Origin of the sequence: Collinsella sp. AM41-2BH, assembly GCF_003468085.1 — a bacterium.
Lineage (GTDB): Bacteria > Actinomycetota > Coriobacteriia > Coriobacteriales > Coriobacteriaceae > Collinsella.
Genome location: NZ_QSGH01000014.1, coordinates 35,852 through 57,574, shown reverse-complemented (window position 1 = coordinate 57,574; position 21,723 = coordinate 35,852). Strand labels below are relative to the sequence as shown.

The following is a 21,723-nucleotide window of genomic DNA, read 5'->3' as shown; positions in this document are numbered from 1 at the left end:
GCATCTTCGTCTGGCGTTTTTTGCGGGGCTGGGTTTGCCCTTGAGCCGGAGTCCTCTCCATGCGCTACCATGACAGACAATGTATTTGACGTACGACCCGCCGAGCTTGCCCCGGCGGGCTTTTGGCGTTGCGATGCCGGAGGAACAGCATGCTCATTCACCGTATAGCCGCGCAGCTCTACACTGCCGAGGCGCTGCAGACCGTCGAGGCCGGACTCGATGCCGGCGAGGACGTGACGCTGGCCGTGTCGCAGTCGGGCCGCACGCTCATGGCGGCAGCTCAGTTTGCGCGCCGTCCGCGTCCCACGGTCTACATCGTGAGCGGCGAGGACGCGGCCGATCGCGCCGCGCGCAGCCTGGCCGCCTATGTGGGTCTGGCGCATGTGTGCCGCTTTCCCGAGCGCAAAGACTATCCATGGCGTGAGCAGGCGCCCGACGACGCCGAGGTGGCCCAACGCTGCGAGGCTTTAGGGCGCATCGTGCGCGGCGATAACTGCATCATGGTCGCCTCGGCCCGCGCGCTACTGCGTTGCGTGCCGCCGGTCGAGAGCCGCTACTGGGAGTCCACTACCTTTGCGGTGGGCGAGGAGATTCCCTTCGATGAGGTGCCGCAGCGCCTGGTGGGCATGGGCTACACCAATGCCGGCGCCGCCGATGCACCCGGCCTGTTCCGCGTGCACGGTGACACCGTCGAGGTGTTTCCCGCACAGGAAAAGGCGCCCGTGCGCATCGAGTTTTTTGGCGACGAGATCGACCGTATCCGCCGCATGGTGAGCTCTACGGGTCAAACCATCGGCAACGAGGACAGCATCGAGATCTTCCCGTGCCGCGAGCTGGCGCTCACCGACGAGGCCGTCCACAACATGCATGTGGCGCTCTATCGTGCCAGCCAGGACGACAGCAAACTGGCGGCGCTGCTCGAGATGGTGGATGCGCGCATCGTCACGCCCGAGCTCGATCGCTTTTTGCCGGTGATGTACGGCCAGACCGTGAGCCCGCTGGCGCACGTGAGCGGCAAGGCGCTCGTGGTGCTGTCCGAGCCGCGCTCGCTGTTCGACGATTGTCTGCGTGCCTACGAGGATATCGAGGCGCGTGCCGGCGAGGCGGGGATTGACCGACTGGATGGCCTGTATGTACGTGCCCAGCAGCTCGATTTTGGTGCTCAGCAGCGCCTGAACTACGTGAGCCTGATTCGTGCCGGCGGTGCGGTGACGGCAGAGCTCAAGATTGAGCAGCCGGCCATTGCGGGCTCGGACAATCGCTTTATGACGCGTATTCAGGAGGTCGTGGGCAAGCGCTATGCCTGCGTGTTTGCCATTCCCGACCGCGGCGCGCGCGAGTCGATGGAGCTTACCTTTGGCGATGAGGGTATTACCTTTGAGGAGTCGCTGACGGCCGCGCCCGAAAATGCCGGTGTCATTGGTGAGCGCGTGCGCGTGGCGGCGGCGGATTCTGCCGACCGTGCTGCCCGCCAGGATGCCCATGCTGCAATTCGCGAGCGCAAGGCCGATGCACTCAACGCCCGCTCGCTCGAGGCGGGTGCCGCCCAGGCTGCCGCCGGTGCCGCCGTGCCCACCATCTCGCGCGGGCGCGTGACCTTTGTCGATGCCGCTCTGCCGCAGGGCGTGGTGGTACCCGACGCCAATTTGGCAGTGTTCTCGATCGCCGACCTCAACGCCCGCATGGATGCCAACCGCGCGCGCAGCCGCCGCAAGGTTGACATTACGCAGATCACCTTCCCGTTTAAGCCGGGCGATTACGTGGTGCACGCCACCCACGGCATCGCGCTCTTTAGCGAGATCGCGCGCCAGGAAGTGGGCGGCAAGGAACGCGACTACTTTTTGCTGGAATATGCCGACGGCGACAAGCTCTACGTGCCGCTCGAGCAGGTCGACCGCATCACGCGCTATGTTGGCCCCGACGGCGACAAGCCGCGCCTGACCAGGCTCAATACCGCCGACTGGACGCGTGCCACCAACAAGGCACGCAAGAACGCCAAAAAGCTGGCGTTTGATCTGGTCGACCTGTATACGCGCCGCTCGTCGATTACCGGTATCGCCTGTCCGCCCGATACGCCCGAGCAGATCGCGATGGAGGAGAGCTTCCCCTACGACGAGACGCGCGACCAGCTGGAGGCTATCGCCGACATCAAGGCCGACATGGAGGCGCCCAAGCCCATGGACCGCCTGCTGTGCGGCGATGTGGGCTTTGGCAAGACCGAGGTTGCCCTGCGCGCGGCCTTTAAGTGCGTGGACTCCGGCCGCCAGGTCATGGTGCTCTGCCCCACGACCATCCTGGCCCAGCAGCACTACGAGACGTTCTTTGAACGCTTTGCCCCGTTTGGCCTTGAGGTCGAGGTGCTCAGCCGCTTCCGTACGCCGGCGCAGCAGAAGCGTGCACTCAAGGCGTTTGCCGAGGGCACGATCGATGTGCTCATTGGCACACACCGCCTGCTTTCGGCCGATGTGAACCCCAAGAACCTGGGCCTGGTGATCATCGACGAGGAACAGCGCTTTGGTGTGCAGCACAAGGAGCAGCTCAAGAACCTGCGCGAGCAGATCGACGTGCTCACGCTTTCGGCCACGCCCATCCCGCGTACCATGCAGATGGCCACGAGCGGCGTGCGCGACATGAGCCTGATCACCACGCCGCCGACCGGGCGCCGTCCCGTGATTGTGCACGTGGGGGAGTACGACCCCGACGTGGTGAGCGCGGCGATTCGCCTGGAGGTGGGTCGCGGCGGCCAAGTGTACTACGTGTCCAACCGCGTCAAGACCATTGACGACGCCGTGGCGCGCGTGCACGAGGCCGCGCCCGAGGCGCGCGTGGGCGTGGCGCACGGCAAGATGAGCCCGCGCGAGGTCGAGGACGTGATGATCGAGTTCGCGACCAAAAAGATCGACGTGCTCATTGCTACGACCATCGTTGAGAGCGGTATCGACAACGCGTGCGCTAACACGCTCATCATCGAGGACTCGCAGCGCCTGGGTCTAGCACAGCTCTACCAGCTCAAGGGCCGTGTGGGCCGCTCGGCCACGCAGGCCTACGCATACTTTATGTTCCCGGGCGAGCTGCCGCTCACCGAGGAGGCCACGGCGCGCCTGACCGCACTTTCCGAGTTCCAGGACCTGGGCAGCGGCATGCGCATCGCCATGCGTGACCTGGAGATTCGCGGCGCCGGCTCGCTTATGGGCGCCGAGCAGCACGGCAACCTGTCGAGCGTGGGCTTTGACCTGTTTACGCAGATGCTGGGCCAGGCCGTGGCCGAGGCGCGCGGCGACGACGATGCCGGCGTGGAGGCGGCGAGCGTGGGCATTAACCTGCCGGCCGATTACTTTTTGTCCGAGGAGTACCTGCCGGCGGTGGACCAGCGCGTGCTTGTGTACCGTAAGCTCGCGGCGGCCGAGGACCTGGAAAGCATCGATGAGGTGCAGGAAGAGACCGAGGCCGCGCATGGCGAGTTGCCGTTGGCGGGACTCAACCTGTTCAACCGCGCGCGCATCCGTATTCGCGGCGAGCGCCTGGGGCTCGAGAGCGTCACGCTCAGCGGTGGGCGTATCACGTTTTTGGGCGTCGACGTGCCCAAGAAGGTGGCCTTTGAACTAAAGACCCGCTATGGCGCGGTGAACTTCCCCAAGAGCCGCAAACTGTCGGTGCCCTACAAGGCGGGCGCCGGTGCGGGCAGCGGTCTGGGCCGTGGCCTCGACGCCAACGACGGCACCGGTCCCGTGGCAGCCGCGCTCATGCTGCTGCAGCAGCTGGGCGTCAGCGATGACGACTAATGGGTCGACGCTGCAAACACCCCATTTGGGCAATCTGGCCCTCACTCGTCGGTCGCGTACGCAAGTACGCTTCCCTCCTCCTTCGGGTCACCTTGCCACAAATGGGACGTTTTCGCTCACTTATGCTCAACCAGTAAGGGAATATATGGGACAAAGACATCAGTGGCTCTTTGTCCCGCCACGTTGCAGGTTGATTCCAGCCCCATCGAAAGGAAAGCATGTTCGGATATATCTATAAGAAAGATGTCGCCATTATCGCGGTTGTCCTGTGCCTTTGTCTGGGCGTGGGCAGTTTCTTCGATTATCAGATCTCGAGCGCGCTGTTCAACATCGGCAGCATGTACGGCCGCTTTATCGAGGCCGCCGGCGAGCTGCCGTTTGAGCTGACGGCGAGCGTCGCGGGCGTTATGCTCGTGCGCGCGGTGCGTCCCGACTCCAGGGGGAGCAAATGGCTCGCCGTGCTCGGCATCCTCGTCAACGTTGGCCTGGCCGGCTACGAGATCGTCTCGTCCCTGAAGGTTGGCGGCAAACTCATCGCTGTCCAGTTGGTGCTGACGTTTGTGCTGGTCATCGCTGCCAACCTTGTCGTCTATCGCCTCACGCGCGACACCGACTCCGACGAGCTCGCGCGCTGGGCGCTGATGGTGCTTGCCGTGTGGGTCGCTCAGGCCATCATCCTCAACGTGGTTGTCAAGCCGCTGTGGTCGCGCCCGCGCATGCGCGTGATCGAGGTCACGCCGGGGCTCAATTTTCAGCCGTGGTGGGTGATTGGCAACCCCGACAAGTGGAGCTATATTGCGTCCGGCGTGATCAAGGACGGCTTCAAGTCGTTTGCGAGCGGACATACGGCGCACGCGGCGATCGGCCTTATGCTCGCCGGGCTTCCCGCGGCGGCCTTTAAGGAAAAGCCGTCGCGCCGTCGCGTGGTCTTTTGGACGGCGGCTGCGGTTGCGGCGCTCGTCGCCTTTGGCCGCATTGTGATCGGTGCGCACTTTTTGACTGACGTGAGCTGCGGCTTTGCCCTGGTGCTGGCACTTGAGTGCCTTGCCGCGCGCATTGCCTATCCGGGCGGCGTACAATAGCGGCGTTTAAATCATCGGGCCCATGCCCGGCTAGAGAGGATTGCCATGCTCGCGTTCAACAACGACTATTCCCACGGTGCTCATCCGGCAGTGCTGCAGGCGCTCGTCGATACCAACATGGAGCCGCAGCCCGGCTACGGTACCGATGCGCACACCGAGCGTGCCAAGCAGCTGATTCGCGAGGCCTGTCAGGCCCCCGATGCCGACGTGTTCTTGCTGGTGGGCGGCACGCAGGCCAACGCGACGGTGATTGACATGCTGCTCGCGCCCTACGAGGGCGTCGTTGCCGCCGAGACCGGCCATGTCGCTTGCCACGAGGCGGGCGCCATCGAGTTTGGCGGCCACAAGGTGCTCACCATCCCCGGCTACGAGGGCAAGATGCACGCCGGGGATCTCGAGAACTATATCCAGGTGTTCTACGAAAACGAGAGCTACGAGCACACGGTGTTCCCGGGCGCCGTGTACGTGAGTCTATCGACCGAGTACGGCACGCTGTACTCCAAGGCCGAGCTCGCGGCGATTCACGCGGTGTGCCAGAAGCGCGAGATTCCGCTGTTTGTGGACGGTGCTCGTCTGGCCTATGCACTGGCGGCCGATGAGTGCGACATTACCCTGCCCGAGCTGGCGCAGCTGTGCGACGTGTTCTACATCGGCGGCACCAAGTGCGGCGCGCTTTGCGGCGAGGCTGTGGTGTTCTGCGGCATGCACGCTCCGGCGCATCCCATTCCGCGCATTAAGCAGCACGGCGCGCTGCTGGCCAAGGGCCGCCTGACGGGCGTGCAGTTTGAGGCGCTCTTTACCGATGGCCTGTATTTTGAGATTGGTCGACAGGCGATTCAGACGGCCCAGGCGCTGCGTCGCGTGCTGCACGAGCGCGGCTACCAGTTCTTCTTGGAGACGCCTACGAACCAGCAGTTCGTGATTCTGCCCAACGAGGACATGGCCCGCATTCGTGAGCATGCTTCGATCGAGTACTGGGAAAAGTACGACGAGACCCATACGGTGGTGCGCTTTTGCACCAGCTGGGCCACGACGCAGGAGGACATCGACGCGTTGGCGGCTGTCCTGTAGCTTGACGTAATGACGAGGGGCCGCCCTGCGCCTGGGTTTGGCGCAGGGCGGCCTTTGCTTTTGAGGGAGAGGGGTTGTGTGACCGAGATGTCCGAGCCGACGATTCGCCTGGCGACGCCCGATGATGCGCCAGCGCTGCTTGCCATCTATGAGCCGTATGTGCGCCAGACGGCGATTACCTGCGAATACGAGGTGCCGAGCGTTGAGGAGTTCGCCGGGCGCATCGAGCGTACGCTCGAGCGCTATCCGTATCTGGTGATGGAGCTGGACGGGCGCCCGGTAGGCTATGCCTATGTGAGTCCGCTCAACAGCCGCGAGGCGTACGACTGGTCGGTCGAGACATCGATCTACCTGGCGCGCGACGTGCGCCACGGCGGACTGGGTCGCAGGTTGCACGACGCGCTCAAGCAGTGCCTGGTCGCGATGGGCATCACCAACATGTGCGCGCTCATCGCCGTGCCGCACGACAAGGACGACGAGTACCTGACGCACAACAGCCAGGATTTCCATGCCCATATGGGATATCGCCTGGTGGGAGCCTTCGACCGCTGCGCCCAAAAGTTCGGTCGCTGGTACGACATGTGCTGGATGGAGCTGATCCTAGCCGAGCGCACGCCCAACCAACCCAAGCCAACCTGGTTCCCCGACCTTCCTAAACCTACCATTTAGGGACAGGTTTATTTTGGCAGGTTTTTGGCTGTCTTGTGGTATCAAATCGCCGCAAGAAGCGTGGCGTTTGTACGCTATTTTGACCTGGATTGTCCCCTCGGGACGCCTTGCGGGCTAAGTGAGTAGACTTTTTGGCGCAGGCCGAGCACAAAGCGTATCTGCCTTAGTAAAACCGCAGGTCACGGAGGTGGCTGTTTTGAATGTGCTCGGCAGGTCGCGAAAAGTCTACTCACTTAGATTTACGGTGCTGGATATTTTGGGCAGGAACAGTTGAGCTTGGGCGGCGAGTGTTGCCAGGCGATGTTGGCATTTGCGCCATGCCGGCTTGAGATTTAATAAAAACCGCAGGTAAAACGTTTATTAGGTACATTTTGCCTCGTTTGGTGCGCTAGCCGATGGGCTCGGTGTATTTGGCGCGGTCGGTGCGTTGGATGCGCTTGGAGACATGGAGCGGACGGCCGTCGGTGTCGTAGACGTAGTCGGTGATCAGGATCAGCGCCTGCCCGCGCTCGACGTTGAGCAAAAATGCCTCGTTTTGCGACGCATAGCACACCTCAAAGGTCTTATGCCCCTGCGCCGGCGCGCGATGGAACTCCTGGCGCAGCGTGGCGTAGAGCGAACCGTTGATATCGCGATCGATGAGCGACCCAAAGCTTGGCGGCAAATAGGTGGTCTCCAGGCACAGTGGCGCATCGTCCAGGTAACGCAGGCGGACAAGTTTGACAAGCTTGCTGCCCACGCTAGCGTCAAAGAACTTGGCCACGCTGCCCATTGCTTTGGCAAAGCCCGAGTCCACCGTGCGCGTGGTGGGCTTCATACCCTGGCCTTCGACCTGCTTGGTATAGCTCGAAAACACCAGGTTGTTCTCGTGGAGCGCCGGCGTGTCGGCCACAAAGGCACCGCGCCCGCGCTCGGTGCGGACCAGGCCCTCATCGACGAGCACCTTAAGGGCGTGGCGCACGGTGCTGCGCGACAGCCCCGATTCGTCCATGAGCTCCATCTCGGACGGCAGCTTGTCTCCACGGGCGTAGGTGCCGGCGGCGATGCGGTCGCGCAGTGTGCCCGCCAGACGCTCGTATTGGGTCAGTTTCTTTTCAGACGAAGCGCTCATACGACTAATCTGTATCTAACTTGTATGCTTGCCTAATCAAGCATGTATCTAATACAACAATAAAACTGCTGGTAACGACTTATCGAAAACTGCATCAGCAAAATTTCTAAGACAAATATAGCATACAACTAGTCGACATCGCTAAAACATGTATGTAACTTGTATGCCGTCAAGAGCATTAAATGAGAAGAAAGGCTGATGCGCGATGACTACTCAGGAACAGGTTAAGGACGTCGTCTCCCAGGTTTTGGCTGACAAGGCAGACAAGGGCGGCATCAAGCGCGTCGTGTGGATTGGCGCCGGCGGATCCAACGGCGGCAACTATCCTGCCCAGTACTTTATGGAGCACGAGGCCACGCAGGTCGTGAGCTCCAGCTACACCAGCAACGAGTTCGTGCACGCCACCCCGGCCTACGTCAACGAGAACACCCTGGCCGTCGTCGTGTCCATGCGCGGCACCAAGGAGACCATCGTCGCCGCCCAGGTCGCCAAGGACCACGGCGCCAGCACCATCGCCATCTATGTTGACGAGTCTGGCCTCACCGAAGTCTGCGACTACAAGATCCAGTACGACAGCCTTGCCATCGACGAGTCCTGCATGGGCCGCACCAACTCCGCCGTCGTGACCATGATCGCCATGGAGCTCACGCAGCAGATCGAGGGCTATGCCGAGTACGAGACCGCTATGGCCGCCTTCGACCTGGTCGATCCCATCTATCGCAAGGCCGTCGAGTACACCCGTCCGCTCGCAGCCAAGTGGGCCGAGCAGAACGCCGACAAGCCCTGCATCAACGTTATGGCTCAGGGCCCGCTCTTTGGTGCCGCCTACGTCTTTAGCATCTGCAACGTGCAGGAGATGCTGCAGATCGACTCCTGCACCATCAACACCTGCGACTTCTTCCACGGCCCCTTCGAGATCCTGGACAAGCGCACCTCGCTGTTCCAGCTCATCAGCGTCGGCCGCAGCCGCTGCAACGACGAGCGCGGCATCCGTTTCGTCAACCAGTACGGTGGCGATCGCGTCTATCAGCTCGACGCCAAGGAGCTTGGCCTCAACGACATCAAGGACAGCGTGAGCGAATACTTCAACCACCTGATCTTTGCCCCGATCCTCAACAACGTCTACATGCGTGCGCTCTCCGCCGTCACCCACAAGGATTACATGACGCGCCGTTACATGTGGAAGCTGGATTACTAAGGGATAGAGCGGCCTAACAGCCCAATACCCCTCATGAGTTGCGGTGGAATAGTTCCTGTTTGGGAGCGTGAAGCCTCTGTTTGAGAACTATTTCACCGCAACTGCTAGAGCGGCACTTGGGGACGTTCCCTTTCTGCCGGCACCTGCGACACTCCTTGTTTCAAGAGATTTCCCGTTCGCCGATTTGTGCCTTGAAAAATGTATATAACGACTATAACGTAGTGTGAAACATATTGGAAACAATACCGAGGAGGCTGCGTTGAAGAAAAGCAATCTGGGCTATGTGCTGGTGCTGATCGCCGCGCTTATGTGGGGCAGCATCGGAATCTTTGTAAACGGCATCTCGGCCATGGGCGTTACGTCCCAGAGTATGGCTGCCTTTCGCTTGTTGGTCGGAGCGCTTATCTTGGCGCCGGTCCTGATGTTTATGGGCTGCCGTTCGGGTGAGGGGTCTACCGTGGCTCAGGGTCCGCTGGCCCTGTTCAAGGCAAGCCCTAAAGAGCTTGTTTCCTGCGCGCTTGTCGGTATCGTCGGTTTGGCCGCCGCCAACACTTGCTATTACGAGTGTATGGGCGAGGTGGGCATGTCCACGGCCTCGGTGCTGCTCTATACCTCGCCGGTGTTTGGCGTCGTGCTCGGCCGCGTGCTTTATCGCGAGGACGTGACCCCCAACAAGCTCGTTGCCATCGCTTTTAACATAGGGGGCTGTGTACTTGCAGTAACTAATGGCGACCTTTCCGGTTTCCATTTTTCGGTTTGGGGCGTCACGTCGGGCGTGATTGCAGGCTTTTGTGGGGCGTCGCTCGCGGTGTTTAGCCGGATAGCAACCAAGACGGTCCACCCGCTGGCTGTCACGTTTTGGGGCCTTGTTTTTGGCGGTGCGGTTATGGCGGCTATCGCGGCTCCGTGGCCGGATGTCGCCGCGGCAATGTCGCCACAGCTGCTGTTGCTGTTCCTTGGATTTGGACTCATCCCCACAGCCGTGGCTTACATCTTATATATGCAGGGTCTGTCCATGGGGCTCGAGACATCGAAAGTTCCCGTCGTAATGTCTTTCGAGACGGTCGTCACCGTACTGGTGGGCATTGGTGTCTATGCCGAGTCCGCCGGCGCGATCAAGGTCCTGGGTATTGTGCTGGTGCTCATGTCCATCCTGATTATGAACACCGACTTCTCCAAGCTGCGTAACAGTGTATTTGTCGGTCATGTCGCTGAGAGCATGACCTTTAAGCCCAACGCGTGGTGGACGGAGAAAACGCAGGACATGGATCTCTTCCGCGAGCGCACGGGCATTGCGCTGGAGCTCACCGTGCAGGAAAGCCCCTGGTACTTCGTGCGATAGGGGGTTGCGCGCGGCGTCCGACCTGGGGTTATCCAGCCAGCGCCGGCCTACCCAGCCCCAACGTTTCAAGTACGTTAAACCCGCCAACGGTCGTTTTTCACCCGCGAACGGTTTATATACTAATTATCAATATAAACAACGTATAAGACGTTATAATGACCATAACGAAAAGGAGGAGGCAAGATGAATCAGATCATTCTCGCATCTCATGGCGGCCTGGCCGCAGGCGCCAAAGACACGCTCGAGATGGTTCTCGGCGACGTGTCGAACGTCCACGTCGTGTCGCTTGCTCGTGACGACAAGGAGCCCATCACCAATAAGGTTGAGGCTATGATCGCCACGTTCAACGCGGACGACACCGTGTATGTGCTAACCGATATGCTCGGTAGCTCGGTCAACAACAACATGGTCGAGCTTTCCAAGAACGGCACGAAGTTCACGGTTGTCAGCGGTTTCAACATCCCGCTGGCGCTCACGCTTGCTATGAGCCCCGCCCCCGTCAAGGGCACCGAGCTCGCGGCCCTCATCAACGAGGCCCGCACCGGTCTGACCAACCCCAACGCACCGGTCGAGGTCGCCGCGGCTCCCGCTAAGAAGGCCAAGGCGTCCCGTCACAGCTCCGGTCCCGCCAAGATCGTCCTCGCACGTCTTGACTACCGTCTGCTGCACGGCCAGGTCGTCTTTACCTGGACCACCAAGGTTCAGGCCGAGCGCATCATCGTCGTCGACAACGCTGCCGCCAACGATGACATCAAGAAGGGCGCTCTTAAGCTGGCCAAGCCCCAGGGCGTGCGCCTGAACGTCTTCACCGTTGAGCGTGCCCTTGCCAAGATGGACAAGCTCAACACCCTCGGCGAGCGCGTCATGTTCGTCTTTGGCAACACTGCCGAGATGCTGCAGTTCTGCCAGGGCTACAAGCTCGACGCCATCAACCTGGGCGCCACCGCCAACCACGACGGTGCCGAGCAGGTCGGCGGCAAGGACAGCTCCGTCTTCTTCGACGCCGCCCAGAAGGCCGACGTCAACCAGCTGCTCGACATGGGCATTAAGCTCTACGTCCAGCAGACCCCTACGTATCAGAGCGTCGACATCGACGCCAAGCTGTAATCAACCAGGCGTTTGCCTGACTGAAAGGAGAAGGGTATGAATACGTTCATCAGTGCGGTGCTCGTCGGCCTCGTCGGCGTGTTCTGCATGTGGGACTCCCGCCTGCTCGGTCGTCTTAACTTCGAGCAGCCCCTCGTTGGCGCTACGCTCGTCGGTCTGCTGCTGGGCGATGTGCCCACCGGCCTTGCCGTCGGTGCCGCCGTCGAGCTCGTGTCCATGGGCCTGGTGCAGGTCGGCGCCGCCGTTCCGCCCGATATGGTCCTGGGCGGCATCGTGGCCGCTGCCTTTGCGTGCCTGACCGATGCTTCCGCCGAGACCGCCATGACGATCGCCATCCCGGTCGCCGTCCTGGGTCAGCTCCTCGGCATCGTGTTCCGTTCCATCATCGCCGCCCTCACCCATGTGGCAGATAGCGCGATCGATAACGGAAAGTTCAAGACCGCTTACCGTATGCACATCTGCGCCGGCTCCGGTCTGTACGCCGTCATGTACTTCCTGCCGATCTTCCTTGCCGTCTTTGTTGGCACCGACTTGGTTCAGGCCATCGTCAACATGGTTCCCGAGTGGCTGTCCACTGGTCTTAACGTTTCGACCAAGATCATGACCGCCTACGGCTTGGCCCTGCTGCTCACCATGATGATCAAGAAGGGTATGACTCCGTTCCTGTTCATCGGTTTCCTGCTCGCCGCTTACCTCAACCTGTCCGTCATCGCGGTCGCTCTGATCGGTGTGTGCCTGGCTGTCGTCTTCATGGGCTTCAAGTTCAACGGTTCCCATGCAGCCGCCGGTGTCGATTCCGACTACGATCCGCTCGAAGACGACGAAGACTAAGGAGGAACACACTATGGCAACCGCAACCAAGGACGTGTCCCTGAACAAGAAGGTCAGCCAGTTCTTCTGGCGCTCCTGGGCCATCCAGGCCTCTTGGAACTACGAGCGTCAGATGAACATGGGCTTCCTCTACGGCATGGTTCCCACGCTCGATCGCCTCTATCCGGATGAGTCCGACCCCAAGCAGCTCGCTGCTAAGAAAGAGGCTTACCACCGTCACATGGCGTTCTACAACTGCACCCCGCAGACGAGCGCTTTTGTCCTAGGCCTCGCCGCCTCCATGGAGGAGGAGTACGCCAAGGATCCCGAGAACTTCGACCCCGATTCAATCAACGCGGTCAAGACCTCCCTCATGGGCCCGCTTTCCGGCATCGGTGACTCCTTCTTCCAGGGCACCATCCGCGTTATCGCCTTTGGCTTGGGCGTTCAGCTGGCTCAGCAGGGCTCCATCATGGGCCCGATCCTGGCCATGCTCATCTCCATCGTGCCCTCCGTGCTGATCACGTGGTTCGCTGCCAAGATCGGCTACCAGGGCGGCCACGAGTACCTGAGCAAGCTCCAGGGTGGCGACCTCATGGAGAAGCTCATGTATGTCTGCGGCATCGTGGGTCTTATGTCCGTGGGCGGCATGATCGCTACGCTGATCGGCGCCACCACCCCGCTGCAGTTCGCTGAGGGTACCGTCGTTATCCAGGACATCCTGGACGGCATGATGCCCCAGATGATCTCCCTCGGCCTCACCGGCCTTATGTACTGGCTCATCAAGAAGAACGTCAACACCGGTTGGCTTCTCGTGATCGCCATTGTGGGCGGCATCGCCCTCTCCGCGGCCGGCATCCTGGCCTAGTCGCGACCCAGCGCTTTCCCCCGGGGGCCTGCCTGGCATCCCATACCCCAGGCAGGCTTCCATCCCTAATGTGACAAAGGGACAGTCCCTTTGTCACATCCTCAACGGGCCGGCGACTCGGCTCATATCACGGTAACCCTGCGAGCGTCCGGCAATGTGGCGCCGCAAAAAATCGAAAGGAATGTGTCAGATGTACGAGATCGACCTTAACCTCCCTAAGCAGATCGTCGCTGACGTCCTGTCCAACCACGAGATTCACAGCGTTGCCTTCGTCGGCTGCGGCGCTTCCATGTCCGACCTTTACCCCGCCAAGTACTTCCTGGCCAACAACACGGACAAGCTGAACGTTCAGATCTTCACCGCTAACGAGTTCAACTACGACACGCCTTCCTGGGTCAACGAGCACACCTTCGTGATCAGCTGCTCCCTCGGTGGCTCCACGCCCGAGACCGTCGAGGCCAACAAGACCGCCAAGAAGCACAACTGCCCGGTCGTTTCCCTCACCAACAAGGCTGGCTCCGCTCTGACCGTCGACGCCGACCACGTCATCGTTCACGGCTTCCACGCCAACTACGCTGCCAAGTGCGAGAAGCCCGGCTATGCCATCGCTCTTGCTCTCGAGATCCTTCAGCAGACCGAGGGCTATGACCACTACGAGGACATGATCACCGGCCTCACCAACGTTTTCGATCTCTGCGAGAACGCCGCTCAGCACTGCAAGAAGCTCGCCAAGAAGTTCGCCGAGGACTTCAAGGACGACAAGATGATCTACTTCATGGCCTCCGGTGCCTCCGAGAAGATGGCTTATTCTCACGCCGCCTTCCTGTTCACCGAGATGCAGTGGATCGACGCCGCCGCCTACAACACCGGCGAGTACTTCCACGGCCCGTTCGAGGTTTCCACCGAGGGTAAGCCCTACGTCTTCTTCATGTCCGATGGTGCTACCCGTCCGATGGACGCTCGCGCCCTCACCTTCCTTGAGCGCATGGGCGCCAAGGTCGCTCTGATCGACTCCAAGGACTACGGCCTGGCCGACGCCGTGCCCGCGAGCGTCGTCACCTACTTCAACCCGCTGCTGCACCTCGCCGTTATGCGCGAGTACGGCAACCAGATCGCCGAGGCCCGTCAGCACCCGCTGACCATGCGTCGCTACATGTGGAAGCTTTCCTACTAATCACAAGTAAGTAGACCTTACGGGTTGATTGAGAGGGGATGGGGTTTGCGCCCCGTCCCCTTTTTGCTTTGGGGGCGTGTCCGTTGCGTCATAAAACCCCAGATAAAACCTACCAAAATAAACCTGTCCCTTTTTGGCAGGTGGGAGGAGATGCGTATGATCAAGGCAGTGCTGTTTGATATGGACGGCGTGCTGGTCGATACCGAGTGGTTCTACAACCGTCGTCGCGTGGCGTTTATGGAGGAGAAGGGGTTCCACTTTGACGAGATTCCCGATCTTTCGGGGTCTAACGAGCCCGCCATTTGGAAGTCGCTGGTGCCCGACGATGTTGAGCTGCGCGAGCGCCTGCGCGTGGAGTACAAGCAGGTCTACAGCCCGGACCATCCCGTTCCGTATGCCGAGCTACTCAACGAGCAGACGGAGCCGGTGATGCGTGAGCTGCACAAGCGCGGCATGAAATGTGCCATCGCGAGCTCGTCCTATCGCGAGCTCATTGACGAGCTGGTGGAGATTGCCGGTATCACCGACGTGCTGGACTACACCATCAGCGGTCACGAGTGCAGTGCATTTAAGCCCGACCCCGAGATCTACCTGCGTGCCATGGAGGCGCTGGGTGTGGAGCCTACCGAGTGCCTGGTTATCGAGGACTCGCCTTTGGGCATCGAGGCCGGCAAGCGCTCCGGCGCGCGCGTCCTGGCACTGCGTCCGCACGAGGGCGTTAACCTGGACCAAACGGGAGCCGACGCCGTCATCGACAACCTCGCCGACATTCTGACCGCTTTGTAGCGTCAATTCGCCGCAAGAAGTGCGGATTCACACGTCTCTTGCGGTGGATTGGCTCATTTTGGCTTCGATTTGATCCGTTTGGCTTCGACTCAGGCTAAGTGAGTAGACTTTTTGGCGCAGGCCGAGCACAAAGCGTATCTGCCTTAGTAAAACCGCAGGTCACGGAAGTGGCAGCTTTGGGTGTGCTCGGCAGGTCGCGAAAAGCCTACTCACTTAGAATTTGGCTCTTTGGTTGGGGGGCTGCTGGCTCGTTTTGGTTGTCGAGAGAGGGTGAATTGAAGCGCCCTCTCGCGCTCCATGCTACAATCGCCGGCATGCCCCACAATTACATCTGCCTTCGAAAGGAGCCTACGTGGCGAACGCCATCGATCAGCTCACGGACCGCGTGCTCGTGCTCGGCCGTCTCACCATCGTCCGCCGCGCCATTACTGCCGTGGCGGTCACCATCTCCGCCGTTCTCCAGACATTTCTGATTCAGGCGTTCATTCGCCCCGCCGACCTGCTTCCGAGCGGCCTCACCGGCGTCGCGGTCCTGCTCGATCGCGTCACCTCGCTCGGCGGCGTTCACATCGACATCTCGCTCGGTATGCTCGCGCTCAACATCCCCGTGGCGCTCCTATGCTGGAGCGGCATTAGCAAGCGCTTCGTCATCTTCTCGATGATGCAGGTCATGCTCTCGTCGCTGTTCCTCAACATCTTTCACTTCGCCCCGTTTTTGGGCGACAAGATCATGCTCATCATCTTTGGCGGCGTGGTCTCGGGCCTGGGCGCCGCCATCGCGCTTAAGTCCGGCGCATCCACCGGCGGCACCGACTTTATCGCGCTGTGGGTTTCCAACCATACAGGCAAGACCATCTGGGGCGTCATCTTTGGCTTTAACTGCGCTATCCTGGCGATCTTTGGCTTTATGTTTGGCTGGGACAATGCGGCGTATTCCATCGTGTTCCAGTTTATTTCGACCAAGACCATCGACAGTTTCTACCGACGCTACGACCGTGTGACGCTGCAGATCACGACACGCAAGGCAGATGAGGTCATGACAGCCTATGTTGACCATTTTCAGCATGGCATTAGCTGCGCCGAGATCATTGGCGGATACAGCCGTGAAAAGATGTACTTGCTGCACACCGTTGTCTCGACCTACGAGAGCCAGGACATTATCAAGCTGGTGTGCGATATTGATCCCGGCGCCGTGATCAATGTGTTCCACACGCTCAACTTCGTGGGCGGCTGGTGGGGCGGTCATGTCGACGAGCCCATGCCCACGGCCGTACCCGATCCCGACAAGCCCGCGCGCATGGCCAGCAGGCAGGCGCGCCTCAGCGAGCAGGACAGTCTGCAGCAGGACGACGGCAAGTAAGGATTTGCTGTATGTGGTGTATCGTTTTATCAAACTGAGATAACATATAAAAAGACGTTATATACGTATTAGTTATTTCGCTATTTTGATAAGAGTGATCAGATATGCCCGCACCCAAAAATGCACCACTTTACCAGCAGATTTACGACGAAATCAAGGATGCGATCGAGAAAGGTGTTTATGCACCCAAGGAGCGTATCCCGTCCGAGCTTGAGCTTGCCGAGCAGTACGAGGTAAGCCGCATTACGGTGCGTCGCGCCGTTGAGGAGCTGTGCTCCGATGGCTACCTGGTTAAGCAGCAGGGCCGCGGCACCTTTGTCTCCACGCCGCACATCAACCGCCAGTTCCACGCCTCGACGCTGCAGACGTTTACCGCGCTGTGTGCCGACAATGACATGAAGGCGGGTGCACACGTGGTCGATCGCCAGATTGTGCCGGCACGTCAAAACGAGATGGAGTTCTTTGGCCTGCAGAAGGACGCGCTGCTACTGCACATTAAGCGCGTGCGTACGGCCGACGGCGAGCCCATCTTTGAGGAAAACATCTTTGTGCCGTTTGATACATACCGTGAGCTGTTGACGGCCGATCTTGAGGACAAGTCGATTTTTGCCGAGGTCGAGCGTGTTGGCGGAACGCCGATTGTCTCGGTTGGCTACCGTACGGTCGAGGCCGTTCGCGCTAACGCCGAGCAAGCGGCCGAGTTGGGCATTGCTCCGCACGATCCACTGCTCAATCTGCGTGCCGGCTTTATCGGCCCCAATGGCGAGCCGGTCCTGATGGGTAAGCAGTACTACGTGGGTAGCCGTTACGTCATGGTGATGTAAGTTACGCGGTTTTACCAAACCGCGTAACGGGCCGACGCTGCGCCCTTGGTTCCGCCGTTCTAACGAACGGCGGACCGGTCGACGCTGCAAACGCCCCTAAGCGGCAATCTGACGTTCAATCGTCGGTCGCGTACCGAAGTACGCTTCCCTCCTCTTTCACGTCACCTTGCTCGCTTGGGGGCGTTTTCGCTGACTTATGCTCAACTGGCGATGTTTCCGTGCTTATCAAGATAGTCATTGGGGACGTTCTTAAACGACTAGTCATTCAAGAACGTCCCCAATGACTACCCGCAGAATGAGCGTGGCTGGCCGCCGTGCGGCACTGGTCCGCGTGGCGGCGTATAATCGGCGGCAGATGACTTGGACGTTAGGAAACCATGACCGATAGCATGCAGCAGATGGCGCTCGACACGCTCGGCGCCTATTTTGGCTACACCTCGTTTCGCCCGGGGCAGGACCGCATGGTCGATGCGATCCTTGCCGGTCGCGATGCGCTGGGCGTTATGCCCACAGGCGCCGGCAAGTCCATTTGCTACCAGATGCCCGCGCTCATGCTGCCCGGCATTACCTTTGTGGTGAGTCCGCTGCTGTCGCTTATGGAGGGCCAGACCCGCGCGCTGCTCGCGGCGGGTGCGCGCCCCAGTTATCTCAACTCCAGCCTTACTCCGGCCCAGCAAAACACCGTGCTCAAGCGGGCGCGCGAGGGCCGCTACCAACTTATGTACGTGGCGCCCGAGCGCCTGCTCGAGCCGCGCTTTTTAGCCTTTGCGCAGGAGGCCGCGGCGGACGGCGGCATTGGCGTGCCGCTCGTGGCCATTGACGAGGCCCACTGCGTGAGCCAATGGGGCCAGGATTTCCGCCCCGCCTACCTGCAGATTCGTGAGTTCATCGATTCCCTGCCGCAGCGCCCCATCGTGGCGGCCTTTACCGCTACGGCGACTGAGCGTGTGCGCGCGGACATTCAGCAGATGCTCGGCCTGCAAAATCCCGCGACGGTGGTGACGGGCTTCGATCGCAAGAACCTCTACTTTGGCTGCGAGGAGATGGGCGACAAGGCCAAGGCAGCCTGGGTGCGCGACTATGTGATTGCGCATTCGGGCGAGAGCGGCATCGTGTATTGCTCGACCCGCAAGACGGTCGATGCGCTGGCAGGCGAGCTTGCCGAGGCGCTGGGCCCCAGCGGCATTCGCGTTGGCCGCTACCATGCCGGCATGGGCAACGACGCCCGCCGTCAAAGCCAGCGTGCCTTTATTGACGACGATCTTCAGGTGATGGTTGCCACCAACGCCTTTGGCATGGGCATCGACAAGCCCAACGTGCGCTACGTGATCCACAACAATGTGCCCGAGAGCATCGAGGCCTACTACCAGGAGGCGGGCCGCGCCGGCCGCGATGGCGATCCGGCCAGCTGCCACTTACTGTGGAACGGCAACGATTTTCGCATGCGCCGCTTTTTAATCGACCGCGGCGATGCGGCCGACGAGGCGCTCGACGACGAGCAACGCGCGTGGGCGCTCCAAAATCGATATCGTCTGCTCAGCCAGATGGAGGGCTACTGCAATACCACCGGCTGCCTGCGCGAATATATGCTGCGCTACTTTGGCGACGAGGCCGCGGCCGAGCATGCTGCTGCGGCTGGTGCGGGCGCCACCGCCACGGACGAAGCCGAGGGCTGCGGCAACTGCAGCAACTGCCTCACGCAGTTCGAGGTCGAGGACGTCACCGATATGGCCCGCGCCGCCGTGCGCTATGTGGCCACGCGACCCATGCGCTTTGGCAAGTCGCTGATCGCCGACGTGCTCCACGGCGGCAATACCGAGCGCATTCGCCAGATGCATCTGGACGAGGACCGCGGCTACGGTGAGCTGTCGAGCGAATCGGTCGGGCGCATCAAGGACATCATCGGCCAGCTGTGCGGCCGCGGTTATTTGGCCACCTCGCAGGGGCAGTACCCGGTCGTGGGACTGGGTCCGCGTGCCGGCGAGGTCGAGGATGAGGCGTTCGCCTTTACCGTTAAGCGTCGCGCGTCCAAGCGCAAGGCCTCGGCTCGCGCCCGCCGTGCGGTGGATCTGCTGCGCGAGGAGGCCGAGCTGGATCAGCGCCCGCGCGTGGGCGACGATGCCGAGCTGTTCGAGCGCCTGCGTGCCTTGCGCAAGGAGATCTCGACCGAGCTGGAGATGGCGCCGTATATGGTCTTTTCCGACAAGGCTCTGCGCGGCCTGTGCCGCCTGCGCCCTCAAACGCGCGAGGAGCTGATCCAGGTCAACGGCATTGGCGAGAAAAAGGCCGACGCCTTTGGCGAGCAGTTTATGGCGGCGATTGAAGAGTTTGAATCCGAGCATGCACGGGATGGGGCGTAACGATGGCAACCGACGATAAAACCGGCCGCGCTGGCTCGTCCGCCGTGCCGCTGTACCAGCAGGTCATGGACGACCTAAAGGGCGAGATCGCGCGCGGCGTGTACCCTGCCGGTTCGCGCATTCCTGCCGAGATGGAGCTCGCGAAGTCCTACGGCGTGGGGCGCATCACCGTGCGCCGTGCCATCGAGGAGCTGTCGCGCGCGGGGTATCTCCACCGACAGCAGGGGAGGGGCACCTTTGTGTGCGCTCCCAAGCTCAAGCGCAAGATTGTCCAGAAAGGCGACGTCCAGAGCTTTTCCGAGGGTTGCGCCGCCAACGACATGGTGGCCGGAGCGCGCCTGGTGTCGCGCACGGTGGTTGCGGCGACGCACGAGGACGCGGCATTTTTTGGCGTGGAATCCGGCTGCGAGCTCATTGTGGTCGAGCGCGTGCGCACGGCAGACGGCGTGCCCGTCATGCTCGAGAACAACGCCTTTGTGCTCGCCGACCATCCCTACCTGCAGACGCTTGCCGATAAGGACCTCGCCGACAACTCGATCTTCTCGCTCGTTGCCGAGCATTCGGGTCGCGCGCCGCTCAAGTCCGACCCCTGCACCGTGGAGATTGCGCTGGCGGATGCCCAGGCGGCCCCGCTGCTGGAGGTGCCGGTCGGCGAGCCGCTCTTCTATATGGAGGCGTATTTTACCGATGCAGACGAGCGCCCCCTGCTGCTCGGGCGCCAAAAGATCGTGGGCTCGCGCTACGTGTTCGACATTTAACATCCACAGATAGAACAACATAGAACAAGTTTGGCGAAATGGCTTCACGAGCGTCGTCGTGCGTGCTATAAATAGGACAACATAGAACGACCGCAGGTACAAGCTGTCGTCGCTCAAAGCCGCCACACAAGGAGGAGCGTCACCGTGAACGCACACGATCTGATTCAGGAAATTATCGAGCGCAAGGGTAAGATCGAGAACGTCTTTTGGATCGCCTGCGGCGGTTCGATGATCGACCTGATGCCGGCTAACGAGCTGCTCAAGCGCGAGGCCACCACGTTTGCCTCGACGGTCTACACGGCACGGGAGTTTTGCCTGATGGCGCCCAAGAGCCTGGGGCCGAAGTCGCTCGTCGTCGCCTGCAGCCACAGCGGCAATACGCAGGAGGTTGTCGATGCCTGCGAGATGGCGCTCGCCGCCGGCGCCGAGGTCGTGACTATGACCGACTACGCGGGCTCCAAGATCGACAACGGCAAGTGGACCACCTGGGTCTATCCGTGGGGCAAGGGCGAGTCGCAGGCCGAGGTCCCGCAGGGCATTGGCGTGCTAATGGCTGCCGAGCTGCTCGACCAGCAGGAGGGCTACGAGGCGCTCGCCGACATGTACGCCGGCCTTAAGCAGATGGACGCGCTGCTGCCCGCCGCCCGCGAGAAGGTCAACGCCGAGCTGGGCGATCGCTTTGCCGAGCTCTGCCAGAAGCACAAGTTCTTCTACATCCTGGGCTCGGGCCCCAACTTTAGCCAGACCTACGCCATGGCCATCTGCTCGCTCATGGAGATGCAGTGGCAGCACTGCTGCTACATCCATTCCGGCGAGTACTTCCACGGTCCCTTCGAGGCCACCGAGCCCGGCGTGTTCTACTTTGTGCAGCTCGGATCGGGCGAGTGCCGCCCCATGGAGGAACGCGCGCTCGCGTTCCTCAACACGCACACCGATACGATCATGGTGCTCGATGCGCTCGAGTACGGCGTGGGCGACGTGCCCGCCAGCGTGCGTTCGTACCTGGAGCCGATCTTCTTTTACGCGATGAGCTGCGAGCTGCGCGCAGCCCGCGGCAAGGTGTTCGACCACAGCCCCGAGATTCGTCGCTACATGGGCATCGAGCAGTACTAGGTACCGGGAATTATCTTTTTTGACGGGGTCTGCGCTGCGCGCGGGCCCCGTTTTGCGTTGTGGCGGCCGGATTCGTGTCTGCGCGAAAACGAAGTCTAATACTTTTCCGCGAAGTGAACGACCTATTTTGGACCCCCGAAGCATCGACATTTTTTGGCGCCAAAACCGCAGGAAAAACTCGGCGAAACCGCAGGAAACGGCGTCTGAAAAGTGTCGATGCTTCGGGGGCTCGTTTTTGCTCGTTCACTTCGCGGAAAAAGTATTCACCTTCGATTCGCAAGGGCACTGCGTGAGTCAAAAAAGCGGGG

The 21,723-nt window shown here is 61.0% G+C and carries 17 protein-coding genes; 16 read left to right on the top strand and 1 reads right to left on the bottom strand.

All coding sequences use genetic code 11. The features are described from left to right. Positions 1 to 149: 149 nt before the first annotated feature. The 4 genes from mfd (at position 150) to DW899_RS07910 (ending at position 6,604) form a co-directional block, all read left to right on the top strand. Positions 150 to 3,782 carry a transcription-repair coupling factor gene (mfd, locus tag DW899_RS07925; protein ID WP_117800585.1) on the top strand — a complete coding sequence of 1,211 codons (3,633 nt, stop codon included), beginning with the start codon at positions 150 to 152 and terminating at the stop codon, positions 3,780 to 3,782. Positions 3,783 to 4,000: 218 nt separating this feature from the next. Beyond that, positions 4,001 to 4,864 (top strand): phosphatase PAP2 family protein, encoded by an 864-nt coding sequence (locus tag DW899_RS07920; RefSeq protein WP_117800584.1) that lies wholly within the window; start codon positions 4,001 to 4,003, stop codon positions 4,862 to 4,864. Positions 4,865 to 4,909: 45 nt separating this feature from the next. Then, positions 4,910 to 5,935, top strand: coding sequence for a low specificity L-threonine aldolase (locus DW899_RS07915; RefSeq protein WP_117800583.1), 1,026 nt, complete (start codon positions 4,910 to 4,912; stop codon positions 5,933 to 5,935). 87 nt (positions 5,936 to 6,022) lie between these two features. Beyond that, positions 6,023 to 6,604, top strand: coding sequence for a GNAT family N-acetyltransferase (locus tag DW899_RS07910; protein ID WP_117800593.1), 582 nt, complete (start codon positions 6,023 to 6,025; stop codon positions 6,602 to 6,604). 388 nt (positions 6,605 to 6,992) lie between these two features. Here DW899_RS07910 and DW899_RS07905 read toward each other — a convergent pair whose 3' ends face one another. After that, positions 6,993 to 7,715 carry a GntR family transcriptional regulator gene (locus DW899_RS07905; protein ID WP_117736871.1) on the bottom strand — a complete coding sequence of 241 codons (723 nt, stop codon included), beginning with the start codon at positions 7,713 to 7,715 and terminating at the stop codon, positions 6,993 to 6,995. A gap of 205 nt (positions 7,716 to 7,920) precedes the next feature. On the opposite strand from DW899_RS07905, the gene DW899_RS07900 reads away from it, so the two are divergent. The 12 genes from DW899_RS07900 (at position 7,921) to DW899_RS07845 (ending at position 21,415) form a co-directional block, all read left to right on the top strand. Beyond that, positions 7,921 to 8,913 (top strand): SIS domain-containing protein, encoded by a 993-nt coding sequence (locus DW899_RS07900; RefSeq protein WP_117757528.1) that lies wholly within the window; start codon positions 7,921 to 7,923, stop codon positions 8,911 to 8,913. Positions 8,914 to 9,172: 259 nt separating this feature from the next. Further along, a complete protein-coding gene (locus DW899_RS07895; protein ID WP_117800582.1) occupies positions 9,173 to 10,255 on the top strand; it encodes a DMT family transporter in 1,083 nt (360 codons plus the stop codon). Positions 10,256 to 10,438: 183 nt separating this feature from the next. Then, on the top strand, positions 10,439 to 11,362 hold the full coding sequence (locus DW899_RS07890) for a PTS mannose/fructose/sorbose transporter subunit IIAB (protein WP_117800581.1): 924 nt from the start codon (positions 10,439 to 10,441) through the stop codon (positions 11,360 to 11,362). Positions 11,363 to 11,398: 36 nt separating this feature from the next. Continuing rightward, entirely contained in the window at positions 11,399 to 12,193 is a 795-nt protein-coding gene (locus DW899_RS07885) for a PTS sugar transporter subunit IIC (RefSeq protein WP_006235136.1), read from the top strand. Positions 12,194 to 12,206: 13 nt separating this feature from the next. After that, complete coding sequence (locus tag DW899_RS07880) at positions 12,207 to 13,040, top strand: PTS system mannose/fructose/sorbose family transporter subunit IID (protein WP_055252122.1); 834 nt, start codon at positions 12,207 to 12,209, stop codon at positions 13,038 to 13,040. 190 nt (positions 13,041 to 13,230) lie between these two features. Then, the gene (locus tag DW899_RS07875) at positions 13,231 to 14,214 is read left to right on the top strand and encodes an SIS domain-containing protein (RefSeq protein WP_233539942.1); all 984 of its coding nucleotides are present in this window, start codon (positions 13,231 to 13,233) and stop codon (positions 14,212 to 14,214) included. 156 nt (positions 14,215 to 14,370) lie between these two features. Continuing rightward, positions 14,371 to 15,000: an HAD family phosphatase gene (locus DW899_RS07870; protein ID WP_158566601.1), complete on the top strand. Its 630-nt coding sequence runs from the start codon at positions 14,371 to 14,373 to the stop codon at positions 14,998 to 15,000. Positions 15,001 to 15,352: 352 nt separating this feature from the next. Next, positions 15,353 to 16,360, top strand: coding sequence for a YitT family protein (locus tag DW899_RS07865; RefSeq protein ID WP_117800578.1), 1,008 nt, complete (start codon positions 15,353 to 15,355; stop codon positions 16,358 to 16,360). A gap of 104 nt (positions 16,361 to 16,464) precedes the next feature. Further along, entirely contained in the window at positions 16,465 to 17,184 is a 720-nt protein-coding gene (locus DW899_RS07860; protein WP_117736865.1) for a GntR family transcriptional regulator, read from the top strand. Between the two features lie 377 nt (positions 17,185 to 17,561). Next, complete coding sequence (locus tag DW899_RS07855; protein WP_117800577.1) at positions 17,562 to 19,544, top strand: ATP-dependent DNA helicase RecQ; 1,983 nt, start codon at positions 17,562 to 17,564, stop codon at positions 19,542 to 19,544. A 2-nt stretch (positions 19,545 to 19,546) separates the two neighbouring features. Next, complete coding sequence (locus DW899_RS07850) at positions 19,547 to 20,302, top strand: GntR family transcriptional regulator (protein WP_117800576.1); 756 nt, start codon at positions 19,547 to 19,549, stop codon at positions 20,300 to 20,302. A 144-nt stretch (positions 20,303 to 20,446) separates the two neighbouring features. Beyond that, the gene (locus tag DW899_RS07845) at positions 20,447 to 21,415 is read left to right on the top strand and encodes an SIS domain-containing protein (protein ID WP_117800575.1); all 969 of its coding nucleotides are present in this window, start codon (positions 20,447 to 20,449) and stop codon (positions 21,413 to 21,415) included. Positions 21,416 to 21,723: the final 308 nt, after the last annotated feature.